The sequence below is a fragment of the Burkholderia lata genome (assembly GCF_902499335.1).
GTDB lineage: Bacteria > Pseudomonadota > Gammaproteobacteria > Burkholderiales > Burkholderiaceae > Burkholderia > Burkholderia lata_B.
Genome location: NZ_CABVQK010000001.1, coordinates 730,790 through 755,435, shown reverse-complemented (window position 1 = coordinate 755,435; position 24,646 = coordinate 730,790). Strand labels below are relative to the sequence as shown.

The following is a 24,646-nucleotide window of genomic DNA, read 5'->3' as shown; positions in this document are numbered from 1 at the left end:
GGCCGGATCGAAGGCTCCGCCCGGTCGAAGTGTGGCTTTCCCGGGGTTCCTTGTCCGGCATCGATTTTTCGGTATAATGAACCAACGTTCGGAATGTCGAACGTGAGAAGTCAAGCATCCAGAGTCGGACTTTCCGACGCCAACCTGCCCTCCCGGGCAAGGTGGACGCCTTTGAGGCGATGCGGCCGATTTACGGCAACGAAACGGGAGCAGCATGGCTGGCACCGGTTCGATAACCACTCATCCGGAGCAACCATGCGTCAAGCTACCTCTGCTTCCTGTCCGACAGTCTGTGAAGACTGGTCACACTACCTCCCTGGTTTCACGCTGACCCACACGGTTCATCTCGTATCGAGACGGAATCCAGGCATCGTCTCGACCGCGGCTGCCGTACTCGAAGGTGAAACCGCCACGGTCGACCGTTGGGCCATCACCCGCTGTGGTGACGTTCTCGAGCAAAAGATCGTTCTCGGGGAAATGACGGAAGGACAAGCGGTTCGGCTGCGCGAACGCCTTGCCGCGCTTGATGGCGTACTCCGCACGAGGGTGGAGCATCATTTCGTTCGGGGCGGTTCGGCCGCCTCCTGAAATTCACCGGGGAGCGGCCGTTAGACGATGGATTCTCGTCGTCGCCGTACCGACTGAAAAGGGCGGGCAATGATCCCTCCCTTGTAAAAGATTGGACTAGATCAAGTCGGCCGCGTCAGATCGGCTGACTCAGTTCGGCCATTTCAAGTCGTTCGCTTGTGTCCGCAATGCCACGGGCTCGAATTGAGCGGGGTGTTCCTCCGGGTGCCATGAACCAGAAAAACTTGACAATGAGAGCGCATGCTCCTATCTTTGCCTCAAGGGAGCATATGCTCTCATTTTCGAACGGAGCGAAGCGATGAACGAGGCCGAAATTCTTGTGAGCGGTGCAACCGGACGGACCGGAGGTATTGCCATTGACGAACTGCTCAAGATGGGCAAACGCGTGCGGGCATATGTGCGCACGGATGACGACCGAGCGGCCGCCCTGAGGCGGCGCGGTGTCGAAATCGCGGTGGGGGACTTCACCGACATCAACGACATTCGGGCAGCGATGGAAGGAATCCGGTCAGCCTATTTCCTTCATCCGATCGCGCCGGGAATCATCGGGGCCGCGGCCTATTTCGCGCAGGCAGCAAAGGAGGCGGGCGTCTCGGCGATCGTCAACATGTCGCAGATTTCCGCACGCCGGGAGTCGGCGAGCCACGCGGCACAGGATCACTGGGTTTCCGAACAGGTCTTTGATTGGTCGGATGTCGCGACTACCCATTTGCGCCCCACCTTCTTCGCCGATTGGCTCGTCTATCCGCATTTTGCAAAGGAAATCCGGGCCACGAGGAAGATTGAATTTCCGTTTGGCAACGGCCGTCACGCGCCCATCGCCTCCGACGATCAGGGGCGCGTCATCGCGCATCTCCTCGCCAACCCCGCAGGCCACGAGGGCAAGACCTACACGCTCCACGGCCCCGTCGAGATGAACCATGTCGAGATTGCAGCAGCGATGAGCGAGGTTCTCGGCACCCGGATCGAGTACGCGCCGACTTCCATCGAGGAATTCCGAATCAAGATGGAAACCCTTTACAAGTTTCCGCCGTTCCTCACGCAGCATCTGGTCGAAGTCGCGCAGAACTACCGCGACGGCATTTTCTCGGGCACCAACGATGTCGTCGAGACAATCACCGGGAAGCCGCCGCTGTCGGTCCAGCAGTTCGTCGCCAAGAATCGGTCCGTATTCGCGTGAACCCATCCTTAAAACGAATCGAGGTTTGAAAATGTCAACCACTCAAGACGAGCGCCACCCGTTTCTCGATGATCTGACGGCTGACGCGGAACTGATCAGCTCGGTGTTGCGCGGTCCCGTCATCGGGCGCGACGAAATCCGGCTTGCCGTCGACGCCGTCGGAACCTTCTACGCGTCACAGACACCCACGTTTCTTCAAACTGTCGGCTCGCGGCTTTTTCTTGAATACGAGGCTGTTCTGACGAGCGGCGAGAAGTTGAGCGCGGTCGTCGTGGTCGATCGCAACGCCGACGGATCGGTGCCGCGAGTCAGCGTGCGGATGAGCCCGCTTGGCGCTGTACTGACGCTCGCCACCCATCTGCGGGGGGCGCTCTCGAAGCAGTTGCCGGAAAACGCCTTTCTTTGAACCGAGCACGCGCAGGCTGGCGGCGCGAGTCGACTCGCACCCGGCATGCGGCCTTTGAAAGAGGAGCATGTGATGGATATCAAGAACGCCACCGTCTTCATCACCGGTGCCAATCGCGGCCTGGGTCTGGCTTTTGCGCGAGAGGCACGTCGTCGCGGGGCGGCGAAAGTCTATGCGGGCATGCGCAACACGAGCGGTTTCGACGAGCCGGGCGTTGTGCCGGTCAGGATTGATGTCACGGATAAGGCGTCGATCGCCGAGGCCGCGAAACTGGCGGCGGATACGACTTTGCTGGTCAACAACGCTGGGATCGCCGCTCTGATCGACGGGCCTCTGGCGGCCGACATGGAAGCGCAATCCGCCCGCATGTTCGATACCAACTACTACGGCGTAGTGCGCGTCACACAGGCCTTCGAGCAGATATTGGCGGCCCAGCCGCATGCCGCCATCATCAACGTGCTTTCCGACATCGTGTGGCTTCCGCGGCCCTATCTGACACCGTATGCTGCGTCGAAGGCCGCCGCGTGGAGTTACACAAACCAGCTGCGCCTGTATCTGCACGAGCGTGGCATCCAGGTTCTCGGCCTGCACGTCGGGTTCGTGGATACCGACCTGACCAACGGAATTGACGTGCCCAAAGCCAGTCCGGAGGACGTCGTGCGACAGACTTACGACGCTCTCGCCTTCGGCAAGAGCGAGGTGATGGCCGACGAGGGGACAGCGGTGCTGAAGAGTACGCTTGCCGCCGAAATACCCGGCTACATCACACCGCCCGCAGGGCTTTGAACGCCGCAGATGACACGGGGCGGTTGCGGCAGCGAGACATGCGGTGCGCAGGTCGCCGTACGCCAGCGCTGCCGCTCCCGGCTTTCATAGAAAGATACCGCCACACCTTCGCGCGACGTACGCTTGGCGTTCACGCCATTAACCGAAATCAGGAGTAGAACAGATGTTGCCGGTCAACCAGCCGCTTGGAATCGATCAATGCAACTGCTTCGCCGTAAGGAAAGCGAGCAGGCAGATCTCCCGACTCTACGATAGCCATCTTGAGCCCGCGGGCCTGCGCATCACGCAATTCCTCACCCTGGCCGCCCTGAACGAGGTGGGAAGTACCCCGGTCAACGCGCTTGCCGAACGGCTCGATATCGAACGAACGGCGATGGGGAAAATGGTTGGCTTCCTGGAGCGCGACGGTTTCGTCACGATCAAGCCGTCGCCCACGGACGGCCGAAGCCGTCTGATCGAGCTCACCGAGGAAGGGCGACGCCTGCACGACAGGGCAGCCCCTCTCTGGCAGGAGGCGCAGCGGGAGTTTGAGCAACTGAACGGCGTAGACAATGTTGCGACGTTGCGGGAGGGGTTGAGAGGGGTGGTCGTCGGCGACGTGTCGATGCGTTCGTCGGAAGGCTAAGCCTCCGGATGCATTGCGACGGCAACATGATTCGTAAAACCAGTCATCATTCGAGGAAGGGCCATGAAACCTCCTGTCGCCATCGGGGGCGTGCTGCTCATGACTGGAAGGCGGCGATGAACCCGTTCGCCATCCTCTACGAGGATCGATTCGTTCGACCATCCGTGTGAATCTCAACCCGCCTTGAACATGGAAATTCTGACACTCCCGGTCCGTCGTGCCCCTGCTCGCTTGTCGTGGATTGTTGTAGTCTGGGCAATACGATAGTGTGGCGCGCCGGCCTGCCGCCGAACTGACAATGAACCCATGATGTGTCGCGCAGGCGATCGGTGAACCCGAACGGTTGGTACGTTACCGATTGTTTGATCCCGCCGATCTCATAGTCGACCGATCCGCCAGAAAATCAGGAGTTTGTCGTGTTTCACCGGAAATCCATGTTGGGCCGTCTGAATGTCGCGTGCATCGTCGCCGTGGCGATCATGCTGGCCCCAGTCGCGACGCGTGCAGCGGCCGACAATGTCAACGAAACGGCGAGCGTCGCGCCTGCCGTTTCGACCAACACGTCGCTCACGCGGCCGATTGTCGGCGACGATCCGGTTGCGATTCGGGAAGCACTGGAGAAGCTGCACGTCAAAAGCGCGTCGCCGTCCCTGAGCAATCGCGTCCGCAGCCTGATCCCCGGCGTGGCCGACAAGCATGGCCAGAACGCCGACCTGGCCGCGGTCAACCTGGATCGTGAGGTAACTTTCCTGGTGCCGGTGTCGTACGGGCTGCGATATCAGTCGCAGAAGCATCTGTTGAAGGTGAATGTCGACCTGGTCGACGCCGACGGCGAAGGCCGGACAGGCATCCTGCTCAGAAAGGTCATTGCCGGGCCGCGAGGGCGAGGGCTCGTGATCGCACCCGAGGCGAAGGCAAAAGGCTATATCCAGCAGATCGACATCATCGAACTCGATCCCGGAAAAGGCAGAAAGTCCACCGTGCGCGGCCGCGTGAGGCTGTCACCCGCTGCGTACGCGCAAATGCATGGCGGGTTCGCGTTCGCTCTTTCCGGGCGCCTGGTCCGGCCGTACCTGACCGAACACATCGAGCACGCGGAGCCGAGCAACGACGAGCCGACCGACATCACGACGAGGACTTCGAGGTTGTACCTGGATATCGAATCCATTTCGCTCGTGAATCCGGCGAGTGGTGCGGTGTTGTTGAAGAAGCTGAGTCTCTCGAAATAGCGGGTTTCTTGCGCGAGTCTTTGGCCGGTAAAGAGGCTCCGCAACGGAACATGTCGAGCGTGCGGGGTTGAGCGAGCGCATGCTGCAGCAGCGCTTTTCCAGCGATGTGGGCGTGACGCCGAAGCGGGTGATCTGTCGATACCGATGCTGCGCGTCGTCATGCCCGACCCGAATCGCTGATTCGGAGACCATCACTCCACCGTCACTGATTTCGCCAGATTTCTTGGCTTATCGATATCCGTCCCCCGTGCCAGCGCGGCGTGATACGCGAGCAGTTGCATCGGTACCGTATGCAGAATCGGCGAAAGCGGCCCGTAGTACTCGTTGAGCCGGATCACCTCGATCCCTTCGCTCGGCACGAGCCCGCAGTCCACATCCGCGAACACAAAAAGCTTGCCATTCCGCGCACTGACTTCATGCATGTTCGACCGGAGCTTTTCGAGCAGCATGTCATTCGGCGCAACCGCAATCACCGGCATCTCGTTACTCACCAGCGCCAGCGGCCCATGCTTCAGCTCCCCGGCCGGATAAGCCTCCGCGTGAATGTACGAAATCTCCTTCATCTTCAGTGCGCCTTCCAGCGCGATCGGATAATGCATCCCGCGCCCGAGAAACAGCATGTTGTCGCGCCTTGCCAGCAGTTCCGACCAAGCCATGATTTGCGGTTCGAGCGCGAGCACTTTCGACATCGCATCGGGCAGATGCCGCAGCGCGCGCAGATGCTCCTTCTCTTCGTCGTCGCTTAACCGCCCACGCACTTGCGCAAGCGACAACGTCAGCAGAAACAGCGCAACGAGCTGCGTCGTAAAAGCCTTCGTCGAGGCCACGCCGATCTCGATCCCCGCACGCGTGACAAACTGCAGCGCACATTCCCGCATCAACGCACTTGTCGCGACGTTGCAGATCGCGAGCGTATGCATCATCCCGCTTTGCTTCGCGACATGCACCGCACCAAGCACATCGGCCGTCTCACCGCTTTGCGACACGGCGACAACGAGCGTGCGTGGATTCGGCACACTGTCGCGATACCGAAACTCGCTCGCAATTTCCACACTGGCCGGCAGCTTCGCGATGCTCTCGATCCAGTATTTCGCCGTGAGCGCCGCGTGATAGCTACCACCACACGCTAGCAGCAACACGGAATCGACATCATTGAAAACCCGCCACGCACCGTCACCAAACAACTCCGGCATGATCGACGACACATCGAGCAACGTATCGGCCACCGCCTGCGGCTGCTCGAAGATCTCCTTCTGCATGTAGTAGCGATACGACCCGAGATCGGCCGCACCGCTATGCGCGGCGACCCGCTGCACCGCGCGCTCGACGCGCTGGCCGGCCGCATCGACGATCCAGTAGCGATGCAGTTGAATATCGGCAACGTCACCGTTCTCGAGGTAAGCAATGCGATCGGTGATCCCCGACAGCGCAATCGCATCCGACGCCAGAAAATTCTCGCCTTCACCGACGCCAACGACGAGCGGCATCCCGTCGCGCGCGCCGACGATCCGGTGCGGCTCGTCGCGGCACATCACCGCGATCGCGTAGCTGCCGCGCAGTCGCGCAACCGCACGCCGGACCGCATCGAACAGGTCGCCGTCATACAGATGATCGATCAGGTGCGCGATCGCCTCGCTGTCGGTCTGGCTCGCGAACACGTAGCCGTGCGCCTGCAGTTCGGCGCGGAGTTGATCGCAGTTCTCGATGATCCCGTTATGCGACAGCGCGATGCGCGCATTGGCGTCGCTCGGCGAGAAGTGCGGATGGGCGTTGAGCGTGACGGGCGCGCCGTGCGTGGCCCAGCGCGTATGCGCGATGCCGGTGTAGCCCGACAGCGCATGCTCGGCGATCTCGCGCTGCAGGTTGGCCACACGATCGACGCTGCGGGCGCGCGCCAGCGCCCGGTCGCGGTAGACCACGACGCCGCATGAATCGTAGCCGCGGTATTCGAGCCGCTTCAGGCCGTCGACCAGGTTCGGCAGGATGTCCCGCTGGGCGACCGCCCCGACAATTCCACACATATCGCGCTCCGTAAATGTCCTGTCTGGACCAGTGAGAGCGATGGTAGGGCGAGCTAAATGGAATTAAATTTCAAAATTCAATAACAAATGAAACGATTGGCAGATCGTCTATCATGTTGAAATTAAATTTCACTCCCTGACCGGAAGGAGCCGCCGATGGCCGGCATCACCCTCGACGATCTCGACCTGCGCATCCTCGCGATCCTGCAGGACGACGCGTCGGTGTCGAACCTGCAACTGGCCGAGCGCGCGCTGTCGTCGCCGCCCACCTGCATGCGTCGCGTGCGGCGGCTGACGGAGGCCGGCGTGATCCGCCGGCAGGTCGCTGTGCTCGACCCGGTGGCGATCGGCACGGCCGTCACCGCGCTGATCGAGATCAGCCTCGACCGGCAGACAGCCGAAGACTACGACGCGTTCGAAGCGTACGTGTGTGCGGAGCCGGCCGTCACGCAGTGCTATCGCGTGTCGCCGGGGCCGGATTTCGTCGTGGTGGCCGATCTGGCCGACGTCGCCGAATACGACGAATTCGCGCGGAGGCTGTTCACCGGCGCGTCGAACGTCCGCAACGTGCGGACATTCTTCTCGACGCATCGCGCGAAGTTCGAGGCGAACGCGCGGGTCACGCATGCGATGCGCAAGCGAGCGTGATCGAGGCATTCGTGATGCGTTCGCGAATGCCTTCGCGACGTCATCACGTCATCACGCAGCAGCGTCAGCCGCGCTCACCAATTGCAGCGGCTTGCCATACCCGAAGCAATGCACGGGCTCCGGAAACACACGCTGCCGCACGTCGTGCGCGTACTGACGAATCGCATCGCGCATCACCGCGTTCGCATCGGCATAACGCTTCACGAAGCGCGGCGTGTACGCATCGAATGCGCCGATCATGTCCTCGGTCACGAGTACCTGCCCGTCGCACGCGGGCGATGCGCCGATGCCGATCGTCGGGATCGTCAGCGTTTCGGTGATATGGCGCGCGAGCGCTTCGGCAGTGCCCTCGACGACGACGCTGAACGCGCCGGCCCGTTCGGCCGAGCATGCTGCGTCGAACACCTGCGCGGCCGAACGCGGGTCCATCCCCTGCGCGCGGAAGCCGCCCGTCGCGTTGGCCTGCTGCGGCATGAGGCCAATGTGCGCCATCACCGGAATGCCGCGCTCGGTCAGGAAGCGTATCGTGTCGGCCATCTCGCTGCCGCCTTCGAGCTTTACGGCCTGCGCGCCGGTTTCGGCGAGCAGGCGCGCGGCGGAACGATACGCTTGCGCGGGCGATTCCTGATACGTCGAGAACGGCAGGTCGACGACGACGCACGCCTGCGCGGCGCCACGCACGACGGCCGCACCGTGTGCAATCATCATGTCGAGCGTGACGCGCAGCGTATCGGGCATCCCGTACAGCACCATGCCGACGGAGTCGCCGACGATGATCACGTCGGCCACCTCGTCGACGAGCTTCGCCATCGGCGCGGAATACGCGGTCAGCGATACGAGGCTGCCGATGCCCTTGGTCGAACGGATCGCGGTGACGGTCTTGCGGGTGGTGCGGGTATGAGCGCTCATGAACGGAAGCCGTGTGAAAGAAGAGCCGCCACGGTAGCATCGCGCTCGTTCGTGCAATGACCTTCGGAGGACGTCTTATGTTGCTGGCGGGACAATCGGGTGACCCTTACGCGGTGCCGCCAATGGCGCGCCTGCCGAGGCCGCTGTACGTGCGCGCGTTCGGGATTCCCGGCAACGTGAGCATCGACGCGCACAGTCATCCGTGGGCGCAGCTGATGTATGCGACGAGCGGCGTGCTCGAGGTGTCGACGCCGTCGGGCCGGCACCTGCTGCCGCCGCACTATGCGATGTGGATTCCGCCGCACGTGCCGCATGCGGTGTCGACGCGCGATTGCGTCGCGTTCCACAGCCTGTATCTCGATGCCGCGATCGCGCGCGACGACGTGCACGACGATTGCGCGATCCTCTGCATGACGCCGCTGCTGCGCGAACTGGTGATCGCCACGGCCGAGTTGCCGGTGAACTACGACGAGACGGGGCCCGACGGTGCGCTCGTCTGCCTGATCGCCGACCGGATCGCACGGATGCGGCAGGCGCCGCTGACGGTGCCGCTGCCGCGCGATCCGCGTCTGCTGAAAATCGCGCGTGCGTTGCATGCGTATCCGGGCGATACGCGCAATCTCGACGAATGGGGCCATCAGGTCGGCGCGACACGACGCACGCTGTCGCGGCTGTTCCGGCAGGACACGGGGCTGTCGTTCACCGAATGGCGGCAGGCGGTGCGGCTGCTGGCGTCGCTGCCGCTGCTCGATGCGGGCGAGCCGATCGGCGCGGTGGCCGCGCAACTGGGTTACGACTCGACGTCGTCGTTCATCGCGCTGTTCCAGGCGAAATTCCAGGTGACGCCCGGCGCGTATGCGAAGCGTGAAGCGCGCCGGCCCGTGCTGAACGCATGATGCGGCCGCACACCTTCACTCAGAACGCGAGCGCCTGCTGCACCGGATGGTGGGCGCCGCGCTCGAACCCCGCGCCTTCGAGCGACAGCAGTGCGCGCTTGCGGTCGATGCCGCCGGCATAACCGGTCAGGCTGCCCGATGCGCCGACCACGCGATGGCACGGCACCATGATCGACACCGGGTTCCGGCCGACCGCACCGCCCACGGCGCGCGCGCCGCTCATCGGCAGCCCGACGCGCTCGGTGATCTCGCCGTACGTCACGAGTTCGCCGAACGGAATCGCGAGCAGTTCCTTCCATACCCGTCGCTGAAACGCGGTGCCGCGCAAGTGAATCGGCACCGAGAAAGTTTCGCGCGTGCCGGTGAAGTACTCGGCGACTTCTTCCGCGACCTTGCGCGCAAGCGGCGACATCGCGAGCGCATCCGCTTCGGTCACGATCGCAACCGGCGGGAAGTATTTCTGGCCGACGAAGTAGAGGCCCGTCAGCGCATCGTCCTCGATACGTACGGCGATGTCGCCCAGCGGGCTCGGAATCAGGTGAGCGGGAGTCATCGCAGCACATCTCCATGAAGGCGCCACACGTGCAGTGCGGCATACGCGCGCCACGGCGCCCAGCGCGCCGCGGATGATGGCACACGGGCGCGTTCGGCGCGGGAGGGAAGCCACGCATCGTCGGCCGGGAACGCATTCGGCCAGGCCATCGCGCGCATCGCGACGTACTGCACCGCGCGTTCGTCGAAGCCGGGCAGCGCGCGCAGCGCGGCAAGCGTCGCGTCGAGCGGCGCCATCGGTTCGAGCGCGAGCATGCCGTCGTCGACAGCGCGTGCGAGCGACACGATCGCCTGTGCGGCGTCGCGCGCAATGCCGATCGTTTCAAGCGCGGAAGGCGGCAGGGCGGCCAGCGTCGCGGCGGAGGGCAGCGCGTGCGTGAGGCCCGGCGGCGCGCCTTCGATCGATGTGCCGAAACGCTCGGCGATGCGTGCCAGCATGGGCGTGCCTTCGTGCGTCGCCGCAAGCCGTTCGCCCGCGATCGCACGGATCGCAATCTCGACGCCGTCGAACGCGCCGGGCACACGCAGGCCCGGCGAGCCGCTCGCGAGTTCGCCGAGATGCGCGTCGATCACGTCGGGGCGGCTGTCGAGATCGAACAGCCGCCGCACGCGCGCGAGCACGGCCGGCACGACCGGCGTCAGCGCGGGCGATACGGTGACGGCCAGCGCGAAGCGCTGCGGCACGTGCGAGACGGACAGCCACCCGGCAACGCGTCCGATACCACCGTTGCCGTTCCGGTTCGGCAATTCGACGACACGCGCATAACCCTGCGCATCGATCCGCTCGACGCCGTCGATCTGCCGCTGCGCGAGAAAGCGCATCAGGTCGTCCCATGCGAACGGCGGCCGGTACGGCAGCGGGAACGTCATGTCGCCATCGGCCGACGCGCGGGCCCCTTTGCGCAGCCGCAGCGGATTGAGGCCGTAACGCTGCAGGAACAGGTCGTTGAAGCGCCGCACGCTGCCGAACCCGGCCGTCGACGCGACGACGGCCACCGGCAGCGCGGTGTCGGTCAGGAGCCGCTTGGCCATCAGCAGCCGGTGCGTCTGCGCGAACTCGACCGGCGATACGCCGAACTGCGCGCCGAAGATCCGGCGCAGATGGCGCTCGGTCACGCCGACGCGCTGCGCGAGCGCTTCGACGGAATGGGTGTTCAGGAAACCGTCCTCGATCAGCGTGGCGGCCGCGTCGGCGAGATTGCCGGACAGGTCGAGCAGCCCGTGGCCGGGCGCGAGCTCGGGGCGGCAGCGCATGCAGGGCCGGAAGCCGGCTTTCTCGGCGGCCGCGGCGGTGGGGTAGTAGCTGCAGTTCTGCGCTTTCGGCGGCTTCACCGGGCAGACGGGGCGGCAATACACGCCCGTCGTCGCCACGCCGACGAAGAACCAGCCGTCGAAGCGGCGGTTCCGCGAAAGCAGGGCGTCGTAGCAGGTATCGGGATCGAGGCGCATGAGACGACTGTAAACCATCCCGGCCCCCGATTCTGGCTGGAATCGGACATGTGTATCGGCAGCCGTCCCCGCGCGCGTCCGTCGGGAAAATCCGGGAAAAACGGTTAATGCCACGTGGTGAAACAGTCATCTCTTTTGCCGTGACCAATTTGAGATGACTCATCGAAATCCCCGACTGACAGGGCACCGGCACACGCCCTATTCTTTGAAAAACGTTTTCCAGATTGATCGGCGGAATCGGCCGTGCGCGACAGCGCGCCGCCGTCCGCCCCGGCGCCGGTCGCCGGTCAACGAAATTCGTGCGGCGCGACGGGCGCGGCCGCGCATCGGAGACATTCATGCAATCTGCCGTCGTCGGCGCCGTGCGCGCTGCCGCCAGCCGCTACCGCTGGACCGTCTGTGCGCTGCTGTTTTTCGCGACCGTCATCAACTATATGGATCGACAGATCCTCGGCCTGCTCGCGCCGATGCTCCAGCACGACATCGGCTGGAGCCAGGTGCAGTACGGCCGCATCGTGATGGCGTTTTCCGCGTTCTATGCGATCGGCCTGCTTGGCTTCGGGCGCATCGTCGACCGGCTCGGCACGCGTATTTCGTACGCGCTGGCGATGCTGGTGTGGAGCATCGCAGCGATGCTGCACGCGGCGGTCGGCTCGGTGATGGGCTTCGCGTTCGTGCGCGCGCTGCTCGGGATCGGCGAGGGCGGCAACTTCCCGGCCGCGATCAAGACGACGGCCGAATGGTTTCCGCGCCGCGAACGAGCGCTCGCCACCGGCATCTTCAACTCGGGCGCGAACATCGGTGCGGTGTTCGCGCCGGCGATCATCCCGGCGATCGCGGTGGCCTACGGCTGGCGCGCGGCGTTCGTGATCATCGGCGCGATCGGCCTCGTGTGGCTCGCGGTGTGGCTCGTGTTCTATCGCCAGGCCGATACGCGCGCGCTCGCCGCCGAGTACAACGAGCCGCGCGACGAAGCCGAAGCGCTCGATGCGGCGAATGCGAATGCCGGTGCGCCGCGCTGGGGCGAACTGATCCGCAAGCGCGAGACGTGGGCGTTCCTGATCGGCAAGTTCCTGACCGACCCGGTGTGGTGGTTCTACCTGTTCTGGCTGCCGAAGTGGCTCAACGAATCGCGCGGGATGGACATGCAGCACATCGGCCTGCCACTCGTCTGCATCTACGCGCTGACGACGGTCGGCAGCATCGGCGGCGGCTGGCTGTCGTCGATGCTGCTGCGCACGGGCTGGAGCGTGAACGGCGCGCGCAAGACGACGATGCTGATCTGCGCATGCTGCGTGCTGCCGATCGCGTTCGTGTCGCAAGTGCAGAGCCTGTGGGCCGCGGTGCTGATCGTCGGCCTCGCCGCCGCCGCGCACCAGGGCTGGTCGGCGAACCTGTTCACGACGGCATCCGACCTGTTCCCGCGCCGCGCGGTGGCATCGGTGGTCGGCATCGGCGGGATGGCCGGTTCGATCGGCGGCGTGCTGTTCTCGGAAGTGATCGGCCAGGTGCTGCAGCGCACGGGCCACTACTGGGTGCTGTTCGCGATCGGCGCATCGGCCTACCTGATCGCGTTGGCCGTGATGCACGTGCTCACGCCGAAGATGAAGCCCGCGCAACTCGACGCGTGATGGAGTGATCGTGTAATCGCGTGTCTGCAAACGAACGCGCCGCCCGAGGGCGGCGCGTTTTCTTTTGAAGGCGCGAAGCAGGGAACTCAGCCGACCGCGGCCGTCGACGCGCGCATGATCAGCCGCGGCTCGAACGTCGAATAGCTCGCATCGGTGCGGCCCGCGAGTGCGTCGATCAGCTTCTGCATCGCGAGTTCGCCCATGTTCTCGCTCTGGATGTCGACGGTGGTCAGCGCGGGCGCCGCGTATTCGCCGTACGGCACGTTGTCGATGCCCGCGACCGATACATCCTGCGGCAGCCGGAAGCCGAGCGACGCGGCTTCCTTCATGAAGCCGAGCGCGATCAGGTCGTTGTAGCAGATCACCGCCTGCGGGCGTTGCGGCCCGAGCATCACGCGCGAGCAGGCGCGCTCGCCGGCTTCGGCGGTCGGTGCATGCGCATCGTGCACGTCGAGCGTGAGCCCGGCTTCGGCGAGGCAGTCGCGCGCGCCCTGGATCCGCTCGTCGTTCACGCGTGCCGTGCCGAAACCGAGATACGCGATGCGCGTGTGGCCGAGATTGAGCAGGTGGCGCGCGAGCATGTAGGTCGACAGCCGGTTGTCGATGCCGACACTCGGGATCGGCAGGCCCGGGCTGCGACGCAGCAGCACGAGCGGCTTGTTGAGATCGAGCATCCAGCCGGCTTCGTCATCCGGCATCCGCGTACTGACGATCAGCCCGTCGACGCGCTGCGCGAGCGCCTCGATCAGCGAGCGTTCGCGCGCCTGGTTTTCCTCGGTATCGACGAGCAGCAGCGTGTAGTCGTGCTGCAGCGCGACGCGGTTCGCGCCCTTCACCACGTTCGTGAAGTGCGGGTTGCTGATGTCGAGGATCACGAGGCCGATCGTGCGCGTGCGGCCGGTGATCATCGAGCGCGCGAGCGGGTTCGAACGGTAGCCGAGCCGTTCGATCGCCTCCTTGAGCCGTGCCTCGACGGTCGGCGAGAAGCGCTGCGTGCCGTTCACGTACTTCGATACCGTCGCGACCGACACGCCGGCTTCCGCCGCCACGTCGCGGATCGTCGGGGAAACTTTTTTCATTCGAAGGGTAACGTTTTCGTCCGATAACGCCGGATTGTGGCAGAAAAAGGGCGCGCGCGGCCACGCGCCAATATCGGGAAAGTGCGGATGGCTGCGAACGGGTTCGACCATTGACGTTCCGCGGCGCTCCCGCGTATAGTTGGAAAACGTTTTCTGATTCAGTCAGATTTCAGCCAGATTCAAGGAGATTCGATGAACGCCTCATCCACCGGCGCGCGCAAACCGTTCGGGCGCCTGCTGCTGACGGGCGCGGCCGGCAACCTCGGCCGCCAGTTGCGCGGCGCGCTTGCCGACTGGGCCGACGTCGTGCGCGTCAGCGACATCGCGACGCTCGGCGACGCGGCCGCGCATGAAGAAACCCGCGTCGTCGACCTGGCCGACCGGGCCGCGGTGATGCAGCTCGTCGACGGCGTCGACGCGATCGTCCACCTCGGCGGCATTTCGGTCGATGCGCCGTTCGACGATCTCGTCGGCGCGAACATCACCGGCACGTACAACCTGTACGAAGCCGCGCGCAAGCATGGCGTGAAGCGCGTCGTGTTCGCGAGCTCGAACCATGCGATCGGTTTCCATCCGGTCACGGAAGTGCTCGACGCCGATTCGCCGCTGCGCCCCGACAGCCTGTACGGCGTGACGAAGTGCTTCGGCGAATCGCTGTCGCGCTACTACTTCGACCGCTTCGGGATCGAGACGGTGTGCCTGCGGATCGGCTCGTCGTTCGAAGTGCCGAAGAATCCGCGCATGCTCGTGACGTTCCTCAGCTATCGCGACTTCATCGAGCTCGTGCGCTGCTCGCTGCTGACGAACCGCGTCGGGCACGCGATCGTGTACGGCGCGTCGGACAACCCGGTGAAGTGGTGGGACAACACGAAGGCCGGCTTCCTCGGCTTCCGCCCGCGCGACAGCTCCGAGCAGTTCGCCGGGCTGTTCCCGGTGACGGCGCCGACCGCCGACTACGACGATCCCGCGCAGCGGTTCCAGGGCGGCGGCTTCGTCGTCGGCGAGCCGATGGAGCGGAAGGCGTCGTAAGCGTCGCCGGCGTCGCGCCTCAGCGCAGGATGTCGGTCGCCCGGTGCCGCTCGTCGACGCCGTCGATCAAGATCAGCGGGCCGCTCGCGTGCCGCGCGCGCAGCGGCTGGATCTGCCGGTATGCGTCCGATTCGTACCAGGCGCGCGCCGTGTCGAGATCGGGAAACACGATCGCGATCAGGTCGCCGCGCCACACGCCTTCGCGTACTTCCGGCCGCGCGCCGTGAATCACGAAATGGCCGTCATACGGCGCGAGCGTGCCGTCGATGCGTTCGAGGTATTCGACGATGTCGTCGCACATCTCGACGTCGTGCAGGTGGGCGATGGCGTAGGCGGTCATGGCGGGCTCCTTGGCGTGACGCGGTTCGTGCGTCGATGGAGCCATGATCGCGGCGCGGGCGGCGCGGGTCGATTACCTGCGACGTAAGCAAATCCGCACGGCCGCAGACACACCGCTCATGCGGTGCGGCAGCGTCCACGCATACCGCTTGGCCACACGCGTCGTCAGCCCGTGCAGCCGTTCAGCTGCGCAGCCGTCAATGCTGCTTGCTGCAAGCCGGATCGCTGTCGCGCCGCTCGGCCGAATCGCACCAGTAACTCGGCCGCCACGCTTCGAACGTGACGGCATTCGCCGCATTGGCGCGCGTGACGCGCACCGGGTCGGCTTTCAGCGCATCGCCGTTCGGATCCTCGTTGAAGCGCCAGTTCCGCATCACTTCGCGATGGAACACCCACGTGCGATGCGCGGCGTCGTAGCGAAACGTCACGCGGTCGCGCCAGTGGCTCGGCCCCGCGAATACGCCCTGTTCGACCGTGAAGGTGCGCGGTTCGATCGTGAGCGCGTTCTCGGCGACACCATCGAGATACGGATCGCCCATCCCGCCTTCGTCGGCTTTCATGATCACGGTGTCGTTGCGCGCCGCGAGCCGGTAGTGCCCGTCCTTGTCCGGCAGGAAGATCATCAGCGGACGCAGCGACGCCTTGCGCATCGAATCGTCGGGCTGATGCGCGACGACGACATAGCCGACGCGTGCGCTGTCGGTCAGGCGCCCTGACGCAGCATCCAGCGCTTCGTAGCCGGCGGGAAGCTGCGCGACGATGTCGTGCGGAAGATCGGATGTGTCCGGGCAACGGATCGAAGAGGGCGTATCGCCGCACGTCGCGGCGCAGGCGCTGCCGATGCCGAACGTCAGCAGCGCGGCGACGAGGAATCCTTTGATACGGGGGATCGTCATGCGGATCGGGTCATGAGGTCGCGCCGCGGAAGCCGACGTGCACACGTCGTCTCGTCTTGCCGCAGCGCTGAGTGTTGTTCGCAGGTTCGCAGGTGCGGCAGTGTAACCAGTCATGCGCGTTTGCGCGTCGGCCGGGGGACGGGCGCGGGCACCGGCGCCGATGCCGGCGCTTGGTCGGCCTGTGCGCACATCCGGTCGAGCATCCGTTGCGCGGTGCCCGCGCAATCCTCGCCCTCGGGCTTGTTCTCGATCTCGTCGATCAGCACCTCCAGATGTTGCCGGTTCTGCGCGAGACGCCGTTCGAGCAGCACGATTTCGTCGACCTTGTGCCGCAGCGCGGCCAGCAGTTCGTCGCGCGGCCACGCGCCGAGATCGGGCGGCAGCACCGCGCGGATCTCGTCGAGCGCGAAGCCCGCGCGCTGCGCGCGGTCGATGATCGCGAGCCGCGTCAACGCTTCCGACCCGTATTCCCGATAGCCGTTTGCCTGCCGACGGGCCGGTTCGAGCAGCCCGCTTGCTTCGTAGAAACGGATGCGCGACGCCGCGAGGCCGCTCGCCTTCGCCAGTTCGCCGATTTTCATGGTGTGCTCCAAAAGATGCTTGACCTTAAAGTTGACTTTAAAGTTATCGTTGGGCATCGTCAATCGAGGGTGCCCTCCATGAACCTGTTTACACCGCTGACACTGCCCAACGGGGCGGTGATTCCGAACCGTCTGGCCAAGGCCGCGATGGAAGAGAACATGGCCGATGCGAACCACGCACCGTCCGACGCGTTGCTGCGCCTGTACCAGGCGTGGGCCGATGGCCAGGTCGGCCTGATCCTGACCGGCAACGTGATGGTGGACGGCCGCGCAATGACGGGGCCGAACGGCGTCGTGCTCGAGAGCGATGCGCATCTCGACCGCTTCCGCAGCTGGGCGCAGGTGGCGCGCTCGGGCGGCGCGCACGTGTGGATGCAGATCAATCACCCGGGGCGCCAGATGCAGGCGGCGCTCGGCCAGACGACGCTCGCGCCGTCGGCCGTGCCGCTCGCGCTCGGTGCGCTGTCGAAGCAGTTCCCGGTGCCGAAGGAGATGACGCAAGCCGATATCGCCGACGTGCAGCGGCGCTTCGTGCGCGCCGCGCAGCTCGCGGAGCAGAGCGGCTTCAATGGCGTGGAGATTCACGCGGCGCACGGCTATCTGCTGAGCCAGTTCCTGTCGCCGCTGACGAACCGCCGGCAGGATCAGTGGGGCGGCAGTATCGAGAATCGCGCACGTCTGTTGCTCGATATCGTGCGGGACGTGCGCGCGACGGTGTCGCCGGAATTCGCGGTCGCGGTCAAGCTGAACTCGGCCGATTTCCAGCGCGGCGGCTTCAGCGCGGACGATGCGAAGCGCGTGGTCGAACTGCTGAATCCGCTCGGCGTCGATCTCGTCGAACTGTCGGGCGGCAGCTATGAAGTGCCGGCGATGCAGGGCGAGGCGCGCGACGGGCGCACGCTGGCCCGTGAAGCGTATTTCCTCGAATTCGCACGCGACATCACGGCCGTCGCGCGGATGCCGCTGATGGTCACGGGCGGTATCCGACGCCGCGTGGTTGCCGAGCAGGTGGTCGATAGCGGCGTGGCGATGGTCGGCATCGCGACCGCGTTGTCGATCGAGCCGAACCTGCCGCGCGACTGGCGGGCCGGCAAGGACAGCGCGCCGGTGCTGGAACCGATCCGCTGGAAGAACAAGGCGCTGGGCGCGCTGGCCAACATGGCCGTCGTCAAGTTCCAGCTCACGCGGCTCAGCGAAGGCCGGCGCACGCACCCGCAGGTGTCGCCGCTGCGCGCGCTGGTCAGGCAGCAACTGGCCGCGCAATGCCAGACGCGGCGCTACCGGAAGTGGATGGCTGGGCGCGCGGCGGGTACGCGGGCGTGACGTGCGTGGGCGGGGCCGAATCGACGGTCCCGCACTGATCGGCCCGTCGCCTGGCGGGTCGTTTCAAGGCTCGATCCTTTCGGATGACTTTCCGAAATATCGAGCCTGTTTACTGCATTATTCAGGCGCCTGAGCGCGATTTCAGCGTGGCATAATCCACCATCTTCATCGCACTCCATCCTCGTCGCGCGTCATGCACGTCGCCCGTTTCCGCAAGCCAGGCAGCCTGATCGGATTGATCGCAATCCTGATGATGGCGCTCGCCCCTGCGGTCTCGCAGATGATGGCGTCGCGTCACAGGCTCGTCGATGCGCTGGCCGTCTATTGCACGGCAAGTGTCGACGAAGCGGTGGTCGCGCACGACGACGGCAAGCCCGCGCATGGCGTCAAGGCGCACTGGCACGCTTGTCCTTATTGCAGCTTCGTTGCCCATGCCGTCGCGCTGCCGAGTCATGCCGTTGCATTCGCTGTTCCGCTTCCGGATTCGCAACGGCCGATCGTGTCGGCATCGATTCCGGCCCGCGTCCGTCTCGTCCATACCGTCGCGCAATCGCGCGCACCTCCTGCGTTCTCCTGAGCTCGTCTGATCTTTCCGCCTGACCGCCGCCGCTTCGAGACTGGAGCGAGCGGCCGTTCGTCGCGCGCATGCGCGACGGCATCGAACGACAACCGGAGAACACGCAACATGCCCCGCTTGAACCAACGGCACGCACCCCGCGCGTGTGCCGCGCTGCTGGCCGCCTTTGCCGGCCTGTCCCATGCTTCTTTTGCGAACGCACACGCCGTGGTCGGCGATCGCGTCTTTCCCGCGACGATGACCGTGGACGACCCCGGCGTCGGCGACGAATTCGACACGCAGTTCGGCCACATCAAGTCCTCCGACGACAGCGGCAACAACCTCAACGTCAATACCGTGTCGTACGAGTGGGACAAGCTGATCACGAAGAACCTCGCGTTCAGCGTCGCCAGCCAGTACGTGTCGCAGAACGCGCCGGACGGCGGCTCCGCGAAGGGCTGGGACAACGTGACGCTTGGCGTGAAGTACCTCGCTTACACGAACCCCGCGCACGAATTCATGGCATCGGTCGGCCTGAAAACCCAGATCGGCGGCACCGGTGCGAAATCGATCGCGAACGCGTACTCGACGTTCACGCCGGCTGTTTATGTCGGCAAGGGCTTCGGCGATCTGCCCGCGTCGCTCGGCTATCTGCGCCCGTTCGCGCTCACGGCCGAACTCGGGCCGAACCTGACCACCGCGTCGTCCGACCAGGGGCCGAATTCGCTCGGCTGGGGCGTGACGCTGCAATACAGCATCCCGTACCTGCAGCAGCAGGTGAAGAACCTCGGCCTGCCGCAACCGCTCAGCAACATGATCTTCGTCGTCGAGGCGCCGATGAGCACCTGCACCGCGGGCGCGTGTTCGGGCCAGACGACCGGGACGCTCAACCCCGGTGTGCTGTGGCTCAATCGCTACGGGCAGTTCGGTGTCGAGGCGCAGATTCCGGTCAATCGCGCGAGCGGCCATCACGTCGGCGTGATCTTCGACGCGCATCTGTATTTCGACGACCTGTTCCCCGGCTCGCTCGGCAAGCCGCTTTTCTGATTGACGGAGCAACCACATGAACCGCTTGACCTGGATGCGCGCGGCCGCTGCCGCGCTGCTGCTCGCCGGCGCGCAGTTCGCGCATGCCCATACGTTCCCGACGCATCAGGCGCCGTCCGCGGGCGAGACCGTGACTGCGTCGCCGCCGCGCGTCGCGATCGATTTCGACGACGGGCTCGAACCCGCGTTCAGCTCGATCGCCGTCACCGATGCGCAGGGCCACGCCGTCACGAACGGCAAGGCCGAAGTCGACGCGTCGAACCGCAAGCACATGTCGGTCGCGCTGAACCCGCTGACGCCGGGCGTCTACACGGTGGCGTGGGTGGCCGTCGCGCTCGACGGCCACCGCACGCAGGGGCACTACGCGTTCACGGTGAAGTGACGCTCGCCGCGCCCGCGCCCGCTGCCGTGCATGCGCGCCGGCAGCGGGTGCGGCGCGCCGCATCGCGCAGCATCAGAACCGGTAGTTCGCCAGCACTTCGAGCCGCCGGTCGTTGCCGAGCAGGTACTGCGTCTCGTTGTAGTACGCGGACTGCACGAAGCGACGGTTGAACACGTTGTACGCGCGCGCGGTGATCGTCGTGTCCTTGCGCGGCTTCCACGCGAGGCCGAGGTCGACGGTCGTGTACGACGGCATCACGAGCTGGTTCGCGGTGTCGGCGAAGCGCTTGCCGACGTACTTGACGCCCGCGATGCCCGTCCAGTCCGGCGCGAAGTGCCAGCTCACCCACAAATTCGCGAGCCGCTGCGGCACCGACACGGGCACGTTGCCCGCGCGCGAGACCGTCGTGCCGCCGGACGTCTGCTGGAAGTCGTCGTATTTCGCGCGCAGGATCGACACGTTCGCGTCGACGCGCCAGTCCTTCGCGATCTCCGCGCCGACCGTCGCCTCGAGCCCGCGCGACGACTGCTGGCCGATCTGGATCGACTGGTTCGGGTTCAGCGGATCGGCCGTCAGGAGATTGCTCTTGACGATCCGGTACGCGGCGAGCGTCCATTCCGCCTTGCCGCCGAGGAACGACTGCTTCACGCCGATTTCGAACTGCCGGCCGGTCGCGAGCGTGAAGTTCGTCTTCGACGCATTCAGCGACAGCAGCGAGCTGATCGGATCGGCCGCGACCGAATACTGGCCGTACACGGCGAGGCCGGGCTGCACGTCGTACACGGTGCCGATGCGCCAGCCGGTGTTCGCGAACACCTTCGTGAATGCGCCGCCGTTCACGAGATCGTCGCGGTTCACGCTCGCGTGGTCGTAGCGCAACCCGCCGATCACCGACCAGCGCGGCGTGATTTCCAGCCGGTTCTCGGCGAACAGCGCGTACTGGTTCGCTTGGCTGCGGTACTTCGGATAGGTGCCGGCCGTGTTGATGAAGCTGCCCGGATCGAAGTTGAACGGATCGACCGTCGACGTGCCCGAATACGGCGAGTTGTTGTCGTGCTGGAACGTCGTGTGATTGAACTCGAAGCCCGTCGAGAACGTGTTGCGCATCCCGAGCAGCGCGGTGGTGACGGTGGCCGCCGTCACGTTGCCGTACTGTTCCTGGTCGTGGAAGATCTCCGTGTAGCTGCTGCGCCGCACTTGCGCGGTCGACGGCAGGTACGTGTAGTACTCCGCATCCTTCCAGTGACGGTTGCTTTTCATCCGGTACAGCGTGCTCGTCACGTTCAGGCTGTCGCTCGGCTGCCAGTTCGCCGACACCGTCGCCCAGCTGTCGCGGAACGCGATGTCGCTGTCGCCGACGTTGTAGTTCTTCTTGTCGAGTGCGCGATCGCGGGCACCGTTCACGAGCGGCACGCCGAAATACTGCATCGGATGCTGGAAGCCCTGCGCGTACGACGCCGTCACGTACAGGTCGGACGTCACGTCGTAGTGCAGCGCACCGGAGAACGACAGGTTGCGCGAATTGCCGCGGTCGACCCAGTTCGACGAACGGTTGCCGCTGATGTCGAAGCGGTACGACAGCTTGTCGTTGATCGCGCCGCCGCTGCCGAACGCGGCCCGCGCCGTGCCCTCGGTGCCGCCGCCGACCTGCAGCTCGTTCTGGATCGCGCCGCGCGTCGGCTTCTTCGGCACGATGTTGACGACACCGCCGATCGCGCCTTCGCCGTAGATCACCGAAGCCGGGCCGCGCAGCACGTCGATATGGTCGACCGACCACGTGTCGAACGGAAACGTGATGCCGATCGCACCATACGGGCGCACGCCGTCATAGAGCTGCGTGACCGATGACGCGCCAACGAAGCCGCGCGCGCCGAGCTCCGAACCGCCGTTGCCGGGATGCGGTGACGCGCTGATGCCGGCGGCGCGGCTCACCGCGTCGACGATCGAGCTGTCGCCGCGTGTGTCGAGCGTCTTGCGATCGATCTGCTCGACGCTCGCGGGCGTTTCGAGCGAAGTCAAGCCGAGGCGGCTGCCGGTGTCGAGCGGCTGCGTGAGCGGCGTCGCCTTCTGTGCGTTGACGCGAATCGGCGCAAGCGTGGCGCCGGCGCTAGCGGCGTCGCTTTCCTGTGCCTGCCCGGCGGGCGAGAAGACCGCGAGCAAGGCGGCAGGCAACATCAATCTGAACTTCATGTTTCGATATCCTTTGAATCTGTTTAATGCGGTGTTTCTTGAAAGGCTACGCATCAGAACGCGTATCGCATGCCGGCGAACACGCTGCGCCCTTCACCCGGATAGAAGATCGCGGTGTTCGCGGTGCGCGCATCCGCAACCGTGCTGATGTCGCTCACGTAGCGCTTGTTGGTCAGGTTGCGCGCGTCGACGAACAGCGACAGCCCGTTGCGGAAGTCGTAGCCTGCCTGCAGCCCGAGCAGCGTGTAGCTCGGCACGCGCAACGTGTTCGCATCGTCGGCCCACGCGCCCGACGGCACCCAGTCGAGCGTCGCCGCGATGTGGAAGCCGCTCGGCCGTGCGTAACCGAGCGTTGCGCGCAGCACGTTCAGCGGCACGCCCGCGATCCGGTTGTTGCCGTACTGCGGGTCGTTCTTGAAGCGGAAGTCGTTCAGGTTCCAGATGCCCGACAGCGTGACCTTGTCGCCCGCGCCGCGCCCGGTGACGTTGCGCAGCAGCTCGACCGACGCGCCGGCCTCGATCCCTTGCAGCACCGTCTTGTTCGCGTTGAACGTCGACGCCGGGACATCCGGGTTCGTCGTGTACTGCAGCAACTGGTCGCGCACGAGCGAGCGATACGCGGTCACGTCCCAGCTCACGCGCTCGCGCGAGCCGCGCGTGCCGAACTCGATCGTCCATGCGTGCTGCGCCGCGAGTGGCGTGAAGCGCGTCGTGTTCGAGAAGGTCTGCGTGAGGTCGGTGAAGTCGGGCACGTCCTGGCTGCGCGTGATGTCGACGTAGGCCTGGGTGTGCGCATCCGGTTGCCACAGCAGGCCGAGCTTCGGATTGACGCCGCTGTAGCTCGCGTTCGTCGACTTGGTGTTCGGGTTGCGCGGCAGCCCGCCGTTGTCGATGTACTCGCGCACCGAGTGCAGCACCTTCACGCCCGTCATCAGCGCGACGGTCGGCACGAAGAACAGCCGGTTCTCGACGTATGCCTCGTAATTGAACGCCGTCTGCGTCGAGTCGAGCGTCTGGGCCCCCTTGTTGCCGTTGACGTTCACGTACTGGTTCGCCTGCGTGCGGCCGCCGAAGAAGCGCGCGCCGACGATCAGGTCGTTGCGCATCCCGCCGAGCGTCAGGTGCCCCGTGTAGCGCGGTGCGAAGCCGTAGGTCCAGCCGTCCTGGTCGAGTGCCTGGAAGATCGGGTGATAGAGGCTCTTGTGGATCGCCCACGTGTCGAACTGCAGTTCGCCCGAATCGAGCTTCACCGTGGTGCGGTTCGCGATCCGCTCGGTGCGCGTGTTGCGCGCCTGGGCGCCCGATATCGCGTTCGGCGCGGCCTTGGTTGGATTGTTCAGCGCGTCGGACAGCGACAGCGTGCCCGGCAGCAACTGGTCGACGACGTACACGCCGACATAGAAGCGCGTCTCGACCGTCGGGCTGAACCGGTAGCCGACGTTCGCGTTGAACTGCTCGTATTGCCCCTTCGCGTGATCGCGATAGCCGTCCGCGTGATTGACGCTGAAGTTCGCGAGGAAATCGAGCGGGCCGAGCACGCGCGAGATCTGCGCGCTCGTGCGCACCGTGCCGTAGCTGCCGCCTTCCACGCGCAGGATGTTCGGCGCGTCGGCCGTGTGGGCGGTCGGCGTGATGAAGTCGATCGCGCCGCCGAGCGTCGACGCTCCGTACGCGAGGCCGTTGCCGCCCTTGTAGACCTGCACCGCCTGCAGCGCGAGCGGATCGATCTGGTAGTAGTCGCCGCTGCCGTCCGCGAGGTTGGTCGGGATGCCGTCCTGCAGGATCTCGAGGCCGCGCGTGTGGTACGAGCGGGCAATCCCGGAGCCGCGAATCGACAGCCGCAGCTCCTGGCCGTAGCGGTTCTCGACGAATACGCCAGGCACGTCCTTCAGCACGTCGCGCAGTGTGAACGCGTAGGTGTTCCGGTAGCTGTCGGCATCGACGAAGCCCACCGAGCCAACCGTCTGCTCGAGCGTGCGTTTCAGGCTGCCGGTCGATTTCGACGTCAGTGAGTCCATCTCGCGGGTTGCGTTGACGTTGATCGCGGGCAGCGTCGACGCTGCCGGTGCGTCGGCCGGCGCGGCGGTGTCTTGTGCGCATGCGGCCGACGCGGAGAGCACGGAGATCGCGCCGGACAGCGCGACGGCAATACGGGTCAAGGGAAACATGTCGTTGTATGTATGGTCAGGGTGACGACGATGAGTCGGACACGATGCGCGCCATGCGCGGCGCCGGCCGCCGCGCGTGGTCACGCGCGCGGGTTCGGCATCGGGCACCGTCAGGGCGGGCAGGCGAAGCGGACGG

24 protein-coding genes and 1 riboswitch are annotated in these 24,646 nt (G+C 65.3%); of the genes, 13 read left to right on the top strand and 11 right to left on the bottom strand.

The window, feature by feature from the left end; translation table 11 throughout:
- The first annotated feature begins 109 nt into the window (after window positions 1-109).
- A riboswitch (SAM-I-IV-variant riboswitch) is annotated at window positions 110-213 on the top strand.
- A gap of 90 nt (window positions 214-303) precedes the next feature.
- Window positions 304-558 (bottom strand): hypothetical protein, encoded by a 255-nt coding sequence (locus tag BCO18175_RS03505; RefSeq protein ID WP_174979399.1) that lies wholly within the window; start codon window positions 556-558, stop codon window positions 304-306.
- A 328-nt stretch (window positions 559-886) separates the two neighbouring features.
- On the opposite strand from BCO18175_RS03505, the gene BCO18175_RS03500 reads away from it, so the two are divergent.
- The 5 genes from BCO18175_RS03500 (at window position 887) to BCO18175_RS03480 (ending at window position 4,814) form a co-directional block, all read left to right on the top strand.
- Window positions 887-1,768 (top strand): NmrA family NAD(P)-binding protein, encoded by an 882-nt coding sequence (locus tag BCO18175_RS03500; RefSeq protein ID WP_174979398.1) that lies wholly within the window; start codon window positions 887-889, stop codon window positions 1,766-1,768.
- A gap of 31 nt (window positions 1,769-1,799) precedes the next feature.
- Window positions 1,800-2,174 carry a hypothetical protein gene (locus BCO18175_RS03495; RefSeq protein WP_174979396.1) on the top strand — a complete coding sequence of 125 codons (375 nt, stop codon included), beginning with the start codon at window positions 1,800-1,802 and terminating at the stop codon, window positions 2,172-2,174.
- A 72-nt stretch (window positions 2,175-2,246) separates the two neighbouring features.
- Window positions 2,247-2,960: an SDR family oxidoreductase gene (locus tag BCO18175_RS03490; RefSeq protein WP_174979394.1), complete on the top strand. Its 714-nt coding sequence runs from the start codon at window positions 2,247-2,249 to the stop codon at window positions 2,958-2,960.
- A 163-nt stretch (window positions 2,961-3,123) separates the two neighbouring features.
- Window positions 3,124-3,585 carry a MarR family winged helix-turn-helix transcriptional regulator gene (locus BCO18175_RS03485; protein ID WP_174979393.1) on the top strand — a complete coding sequence of 154 codons (462 nt, stop codon included), beginning with the start codon at window positions 3,124-3,126 and terminating at the stop codon, window positions 3,583-3,585.
- A gap of 416 nt (window positions 3,586-4,001) precedes the next feature.
- Complete coding sequence (locus tag BCO18175_RS03480) at window positions 4,002-4,814, top strand: hypothetical protein (RefSeq protein WP_174979391.1); 813 nt, start codon at window positions 4,002-4,004, stop codon at window positions 4,812-4,814.
- A 191-nt stretch (window positions 4,815-5,005) separates the two neighbouring features.
- Here the strand turns inward: BCO18175_RS03480 and glmS are convergent, their stop codons facing one another.
- Complete coding sequence (gene glmS, locus BCO18175_RS03475) at window positions 5,006-6,835, bottom strand: glutamine--fructose-6-phosphate transaminase (isomerizing) (protein ID WP_174970451.1); 1,830 nt, start codon at window positions 6,833-6,835, stop codon at window positions 5,006-5,008.
- A gap of 156 nt (window positions 6,836-6,991) precedes the next feature.
- Here glmS and BCO18175_RS03470 point away from each other — a divergent pair, with 156 nt between their 5' ends.
- Window positions 6,992-7,483, top strand: coding sequence for an Lrp/AsnC family transcriptional regulator (locus BCO18175_RS03470; RefSeq protein ID WP_021160045.1), 492 nt, complete (start codon window positions 6,992-6,994; stop codon window positions 7,481-7,483).
- Between the two features lie 51 nt (window positions 7,484-7,534).
- Here BCO18175_RS03470 and panB read toward each other — a convergent pair whose 3' ends face one another.
- Window positions 7,535-8,392, bottom strand: coding sequence for a 3-methyl-2-oxobutanoate hydroxymethyltransferase (gene panB, locus BCO18175_RS03465; RefSeq protein WP_174979390.1), 858 nt, complete (start codon window positions 8,390-8,392; stop codon window positions 7,535-7,537).
- 77 nt (window positions 8,393-8,469) lie between these two features.
- Here panB and BCO18175_RS03460 point away from each other — a divergent pair, with 77 nt between their 5' ends.
- Window positions 8,470-9,288 carry an AraC family transcriptional regulator gene (locus tag BCO18175_RS03460; protein ID WP_174915782.1) on the top strand — a complete coding sequence of 273 codons (819 nt, stop codon included), beginning with the start codon at window positions 8,470-8,472 and terminating at the stop codon, window positions 9,286-9,288.
- A gap of 19 nt (window positions 9,289-9,307) precedes the next feature.
- Here the strand turns inward: BCO18175_RS03460 and BCO18175_RS03455 are convergent, their stop codons facing one another.
- Complete coding sequence (locus BCO18175_RS03455; RefSeq protein WP_174915781.1) at window positions 9,308-9,841, bottom strand: methylated-DNA--[protein]-cysteine S-methyltransferase; 534 nt, start codon at window positions 9,839-9,841, stop codon at window positions 9,308-9,310.
- Window positions 9,838-11,307, bottom strand: a complete 1,470-nt coding sequence (locus tag BCO18175_RS03450; protein ID WP_174979388.1) for a bifunctional transcriptional activator/DNA repair enzyme AdaA — start codon at window positions 11,305-11,307, stop codon at window positions 9,838-9,840. The genes BCO18175_RS03455 and BCO18175_RS03450 overlap by 4 nt, the downstream gene beginning before the upstream one ends.
- A gap of 320 nt (window positions 11,308-11,627) precedes the next feature.
- Here BCO18175_RS03450 and BCO18175_RS03445 point away from each other — a divergent pair, with 320 nt between their 5' ends.
- Window positions 11,628-12,920 carry an MFS transporter gene (locus BCO18175_RS03445; RefSeq protein WP_174979387.1) on the top strand — a complete coding sequence of 431 codons (1,293 nt, stop codon included), beginning with the start codon at window positions 11,628-11,630 and terminating at the stop codon, window positions 12,918-12,920.
- A gap of 86 nt (window positions 12,921-13,006) precedes the next feature.
- On the opposite strand, the gene BCO18175_RS03440 is transcribed toward BCO18175_RS03445, so the two are convergent.
- The gene (locus BCO18175_RS03440; RefSeq protein ID WP_174970454.1) at window positions 13,007-14,110 is read right to left on the bottom strand and encodes a LacI family DNA-binding transcriptional regulator; all 1,104 of its coding nucleotides are present in this window, start codon (window positions 14,108-14,110) and stop codon (window positions 13,007-13,009) included.
- A gap of 81 nt (window positions 14,111-14,191) precedes the next feature.
- On the opposite strand from BCO18175_RS03440, the gene BCO18175_RS03435 reads away from it, so the two are divergent.
- The gene (locus BCO18175_RS03435; RefSeq protein ID WP_085040832.1) at window positions 14,192-15,028 is read left to right on the top strand and encodes an NAD-dependent epimerase/dehydratase family protein; all 837 of its coding nucleotides are present in this window, start codon (window positions 14,192-14,194) and stop codon (window positions 15,026-15,028) included.
- Window positions 15,029-15,047: 19 nt separating this feature from the next.
- Here the strand turns inward: BCO18175_RS03435 and BCO18175_RS03430 are convergent, their stop codons facing one another.
- The 3 genes from BCO18175_RS03430 to BCO18175_RS03420 all read right to left on the bottom strand — a co-directional run bounded on the left by BCO18175_RS03430 (window position 15,048) and on the right by BCO18175_RS03420 (window position 16,844).
- Window positions 15,048-15,368: a DUF1330 domain-containing protein gene (locus BCO18175_RS03430; RefSeq protein WP_174979385.1), complete on the bottom strand. Its 321-nt coding sequence runs from the start codon at window positions 15,366-15,368 to the stop codon at window positions 15,048-15,050.
- Window positions 15,369-15,564: 196 nt separating this feature from the next.
- On the bottom strand, window positions 15,565-16,263 hold the full coding sequence (locus BCO18175_RS03425; RefSeq protein WP_174979384.1) for a hypothetical protein: 699 nt from the start codon (window positions 16,261-16,263) through the stop codon (window positions 15,565-15,567).
- Between the two features lie 110 nt (window positions 16,264-16,373).
- Window positions 16,374-16,844 (bottom strand): MerR family transcriptional regulator, encoded by a 471-nt coding sequence (locus BCO18175_RS03420; protein ID WP_174979382.1) that lies wholly within the window; start codon window positions 16,842-16,844, stop codon window positions 16,374-16,376.
- 78 nt (window positions 16,845-16,922) lie between these two features.
- Between BCO18175_RS03420 and BCO18175_RS03415 the strand changes: the two genes are divergently transcribed.
- The 4 genes from BCO18175_RS03415 to BCO18175_RS03400 all read left to right on the top strand — a co-directional run bounded on the left by BCO18175_RS03415 (window position 16,923) and on the right by BCO18175_RS03400 (window position 20,152).
- A complete protein-coding gene (locus BCO18175_RS03415) occupies window positions 16,923-18,167 on the top strand; it encodes an NADH:flavin oxidoreductase/NADH oxidase family protein (RefSeq protein ID WP_174979381.1) in 1,245 nt (414 codons plus the stop codon).
- Window positions 18,168-18,360: 193 nt separating this feature from the next.
- Complete coding sequence (locus BCO18175_RS03410; RefSeq protein ID WP_174979379.1) at window positions 18,361-18,744, top strand: DUF2946 domain-containing protein; 384 nt, start codon at window positions 18,361-18,363, stop codon at window positions 18,742-18,744.
- A gap of 108 nt (window positions 18,745-18,852) precedes the next feature.
- On the top strand, window positions 18,853-19,770 hold the full coding sequence (locus BCO18175_RS03405; RefSeq protein WP_174979378.1) for a hypothetical protein: 918 nt from the start codon (window positions 18,853-18,855) through the stop codon (window positions 19,768-19,770).
- 16 nt (window positions 19,771-19,786) lie between these two features.
- Window positions 19,787-20,152 (top strand): copper resistance CopC family protein, encoded by a 366-nt coding sequence (locus BCO18175_RS03400; protein WP_174979377.1) that lies wholly within the window; start codon window positions 19,787-19,789, stop codon window positions 20,150-20,152.
- Between the two features lie 72 nt (window positions 20,153-20,224).
- Here the strand turns inward: BCO18175_RS03400 and BCO18175_RS03395 are convergent, their stop codons facing one another.
- Together BCO18175_RS03395 and BCO18175_RS03390 are read right to left on the bottom strand one after the other, a co-directional pair.
- Window positions 20,225-22,342, bottom strand: coding sequence for a TonB-dependent receptor (locus BCO18175_RS03395; protein ID WP_174979376.1), 2,118 nt, complete (start codon window positions 22,340-22,342; stop codon window positions 20,225-20,227).
- Between the two features lie 53 nt (window positions 22,343-22,395).
- Window positions 22,396-24,510, bottom strand: a complete 2,115-nt coding sequence (locus BCO18175_RS03390) for a TonB-dependent receptor family protein (protein WP_174979375.1) — start codon at window positions 24,508-24,510, stop codon at window positions 22,396-22,398.
- Window positions 24,511-24,646 lie beyond the last annotated feature (136 nt).

What these genes read in the sequence shown, in the direction of transcription:
- BCO18175_RS03505 (WP_174979399.1), bottom strand. Translation starts at nt 558, where the DNA reads ATGATGCTCCACCCTCGTGCGGAGTACGCCATCAAGCGCGGCAAGGCG.
- BCO18175_RS03500 (WP_174979398.1), top strand. Translation starts at nt 887, where the DNA reads ATGAACGAGGCCGAAATTCTTGTGAGCGGTGCAACCGGACGGACCGGA.
- BCO18175_RS03495 (WP_174979396.1), top strand. Translation starts at nt 1,800, where the DNA reads ATGTCAACCACTCAAGACGAGCGCCACCCGTTTCTCGATGATCTGACG.
- BCO18175_RS03490 (WP_174979394.1), top strand. Translation starts at nt 2,247, where the DNA reads ATGGATATCAAGAACGCCACCGTCTTCATCACCGGTGCCAATCGCGGC.
- BCO18175_RS03485 (WP_174979393.1), top strand. Translation starts at nt 3,124, where the DNA reads ATGTTGCCGGTCAACCAGCCGCTTGGAATCGATCAATGCAACTGCTTC.
- glmS (WP_174970451.1), bottom strand. Translation starts at nt 6,835, where the DNA reads ATGTGTGGAATTGTCGGGGCGGTCGCCCAGCGGGACATCCTGCCGAAC.
- BCO18175_RS03470 (WP_021160045.1), top strand. Translation starts at nt 6,992, where the DNA reads ATGGCCGGCATCACCCTCGACGATCTCGACCTGCGCATCCTCGCGATC.
- panB (WP_174979390.1), bottom strand. Translation starts at nt 8,392, where the DNA reads ATGAGCGCTCATACCCGCACCACCCGCAAGACCGTCACCGCGATCCGT.
- BCO18175_RS03460 (WP_174915782.1), top strand. Translation starts at nt 8,470, where the DNA reads ATGTTGCTGGCGGGACAATCGGGTGACCCTTACGCGGTGCCGCCAATG.
- BCO18175_RS03455 (WP_174915781.1), bottom strand. Translation starts at nt 9,841, where the DNA reads ATGACTCCCGCTCACCTGATTCCGAGCCCGCTGGGCGACATCGCCGTA.
- BCO18175_RS03450 (WP_174979388.1), bottom strand. Translation starts at nt 11,307, where the DNA reads ATGGTTTACAGTCGTCTCATGCGCCTCGATCCCGATACCTGCTACGAC.
- BCO18175_RS03445 (WP_174979387.1), top strand. Translation starts at nt 11,628, where the DNA reads ATGCAATCTGCCGTCGTCGGCGCCGTGCGCGCTGCCGCCAGCCGCTAC.
- BCO18175_RS03440 (WP_174970454.1), bottom strand. Translation starts at nt 14,110, where the DNA reads ATGGTCGAACCCGTTCGCAGCCATCCGCACTTTCCCGATATTGGCGCG.
- BCO18175_RS03435 (WP_085040832.1), top strand. Translation starts at nt 14,192, where the DNA reads ATGAACGCCTCATCCACCGGCGCGCGCAAACCGTTCGGGCGCCTGCTG.
- BCO18175_RS03430 (WP_174979385.1), bottom strand. Translation starts at nt 15,368, where the DNA reads ATGACCGCCTACGCCATCGCCCACCTGCACGACGTCGAGATGTGCGAC.
- BCO18175_RS03425 (WP_174979384.1), bottom strand. Translation starts at nt 16,263, where the DNA reads ATGACGATCCCCCGTATCAAAGGATTCCTCGTCGCCGCGCTGCTGACG.
- BCO18175_RS03420 (WP_174979382.1), bottom strand. Translation starts at nt 16,844, where the DNA reads ATGAAAATCGGCGAACTGGCGAAGGCGAGCGGCCTCGCGGCGTCGCGC.
- BCO18175_RS03415 (WP_174979381.1), top strand. Translation starts at nt 16,923, where the DNA reads ATGAACCTGTTTACACCGCTGACACTGCCCAACGGGGCGGTGATTCCG.
- BCO18175_RS03410 (WP_174979379.1), top strand. Translation starts at nt 18,361, where the DNA reads ATGCACGTCGCCCGTTTCCGCAAGCCAGGCAGCCTGATCGGATTGATC.
- BCO18175_RS03405 (WP_174979378.1), top strand. Translation starts at nt 18,853, where the DNA reads ATGCCCCGCTTGAACCAACGGCACGCACCCCGCGCGTGTGCCGCGCTG.
- BCO18175_RS03400 (WP_174979377.1), top strand. Translation starts at nt 19,787, where the DNA reads ATGAACCGCTTGACCTGGATGCGCGCGGCCGCTGCCGCGCTGCTGCTC.
- BCO18175_RS03395 (WP_174979376.1), bottom strand. Translation starts at nt 22,342, where the DNA reads ATGAAGTTCAGATTGATGTTGCCTGCCGCCTTGCTCGCGGTCTTCTCG.
- BCO18175_RS03390 (WP_174979375.1), bottom strand. Translation starts at nt 24,510, where the DNA reads ATGTTTCCCTTGACCCGTATTGCCGTCGCGCTGTCCGGCGCGATCTCC.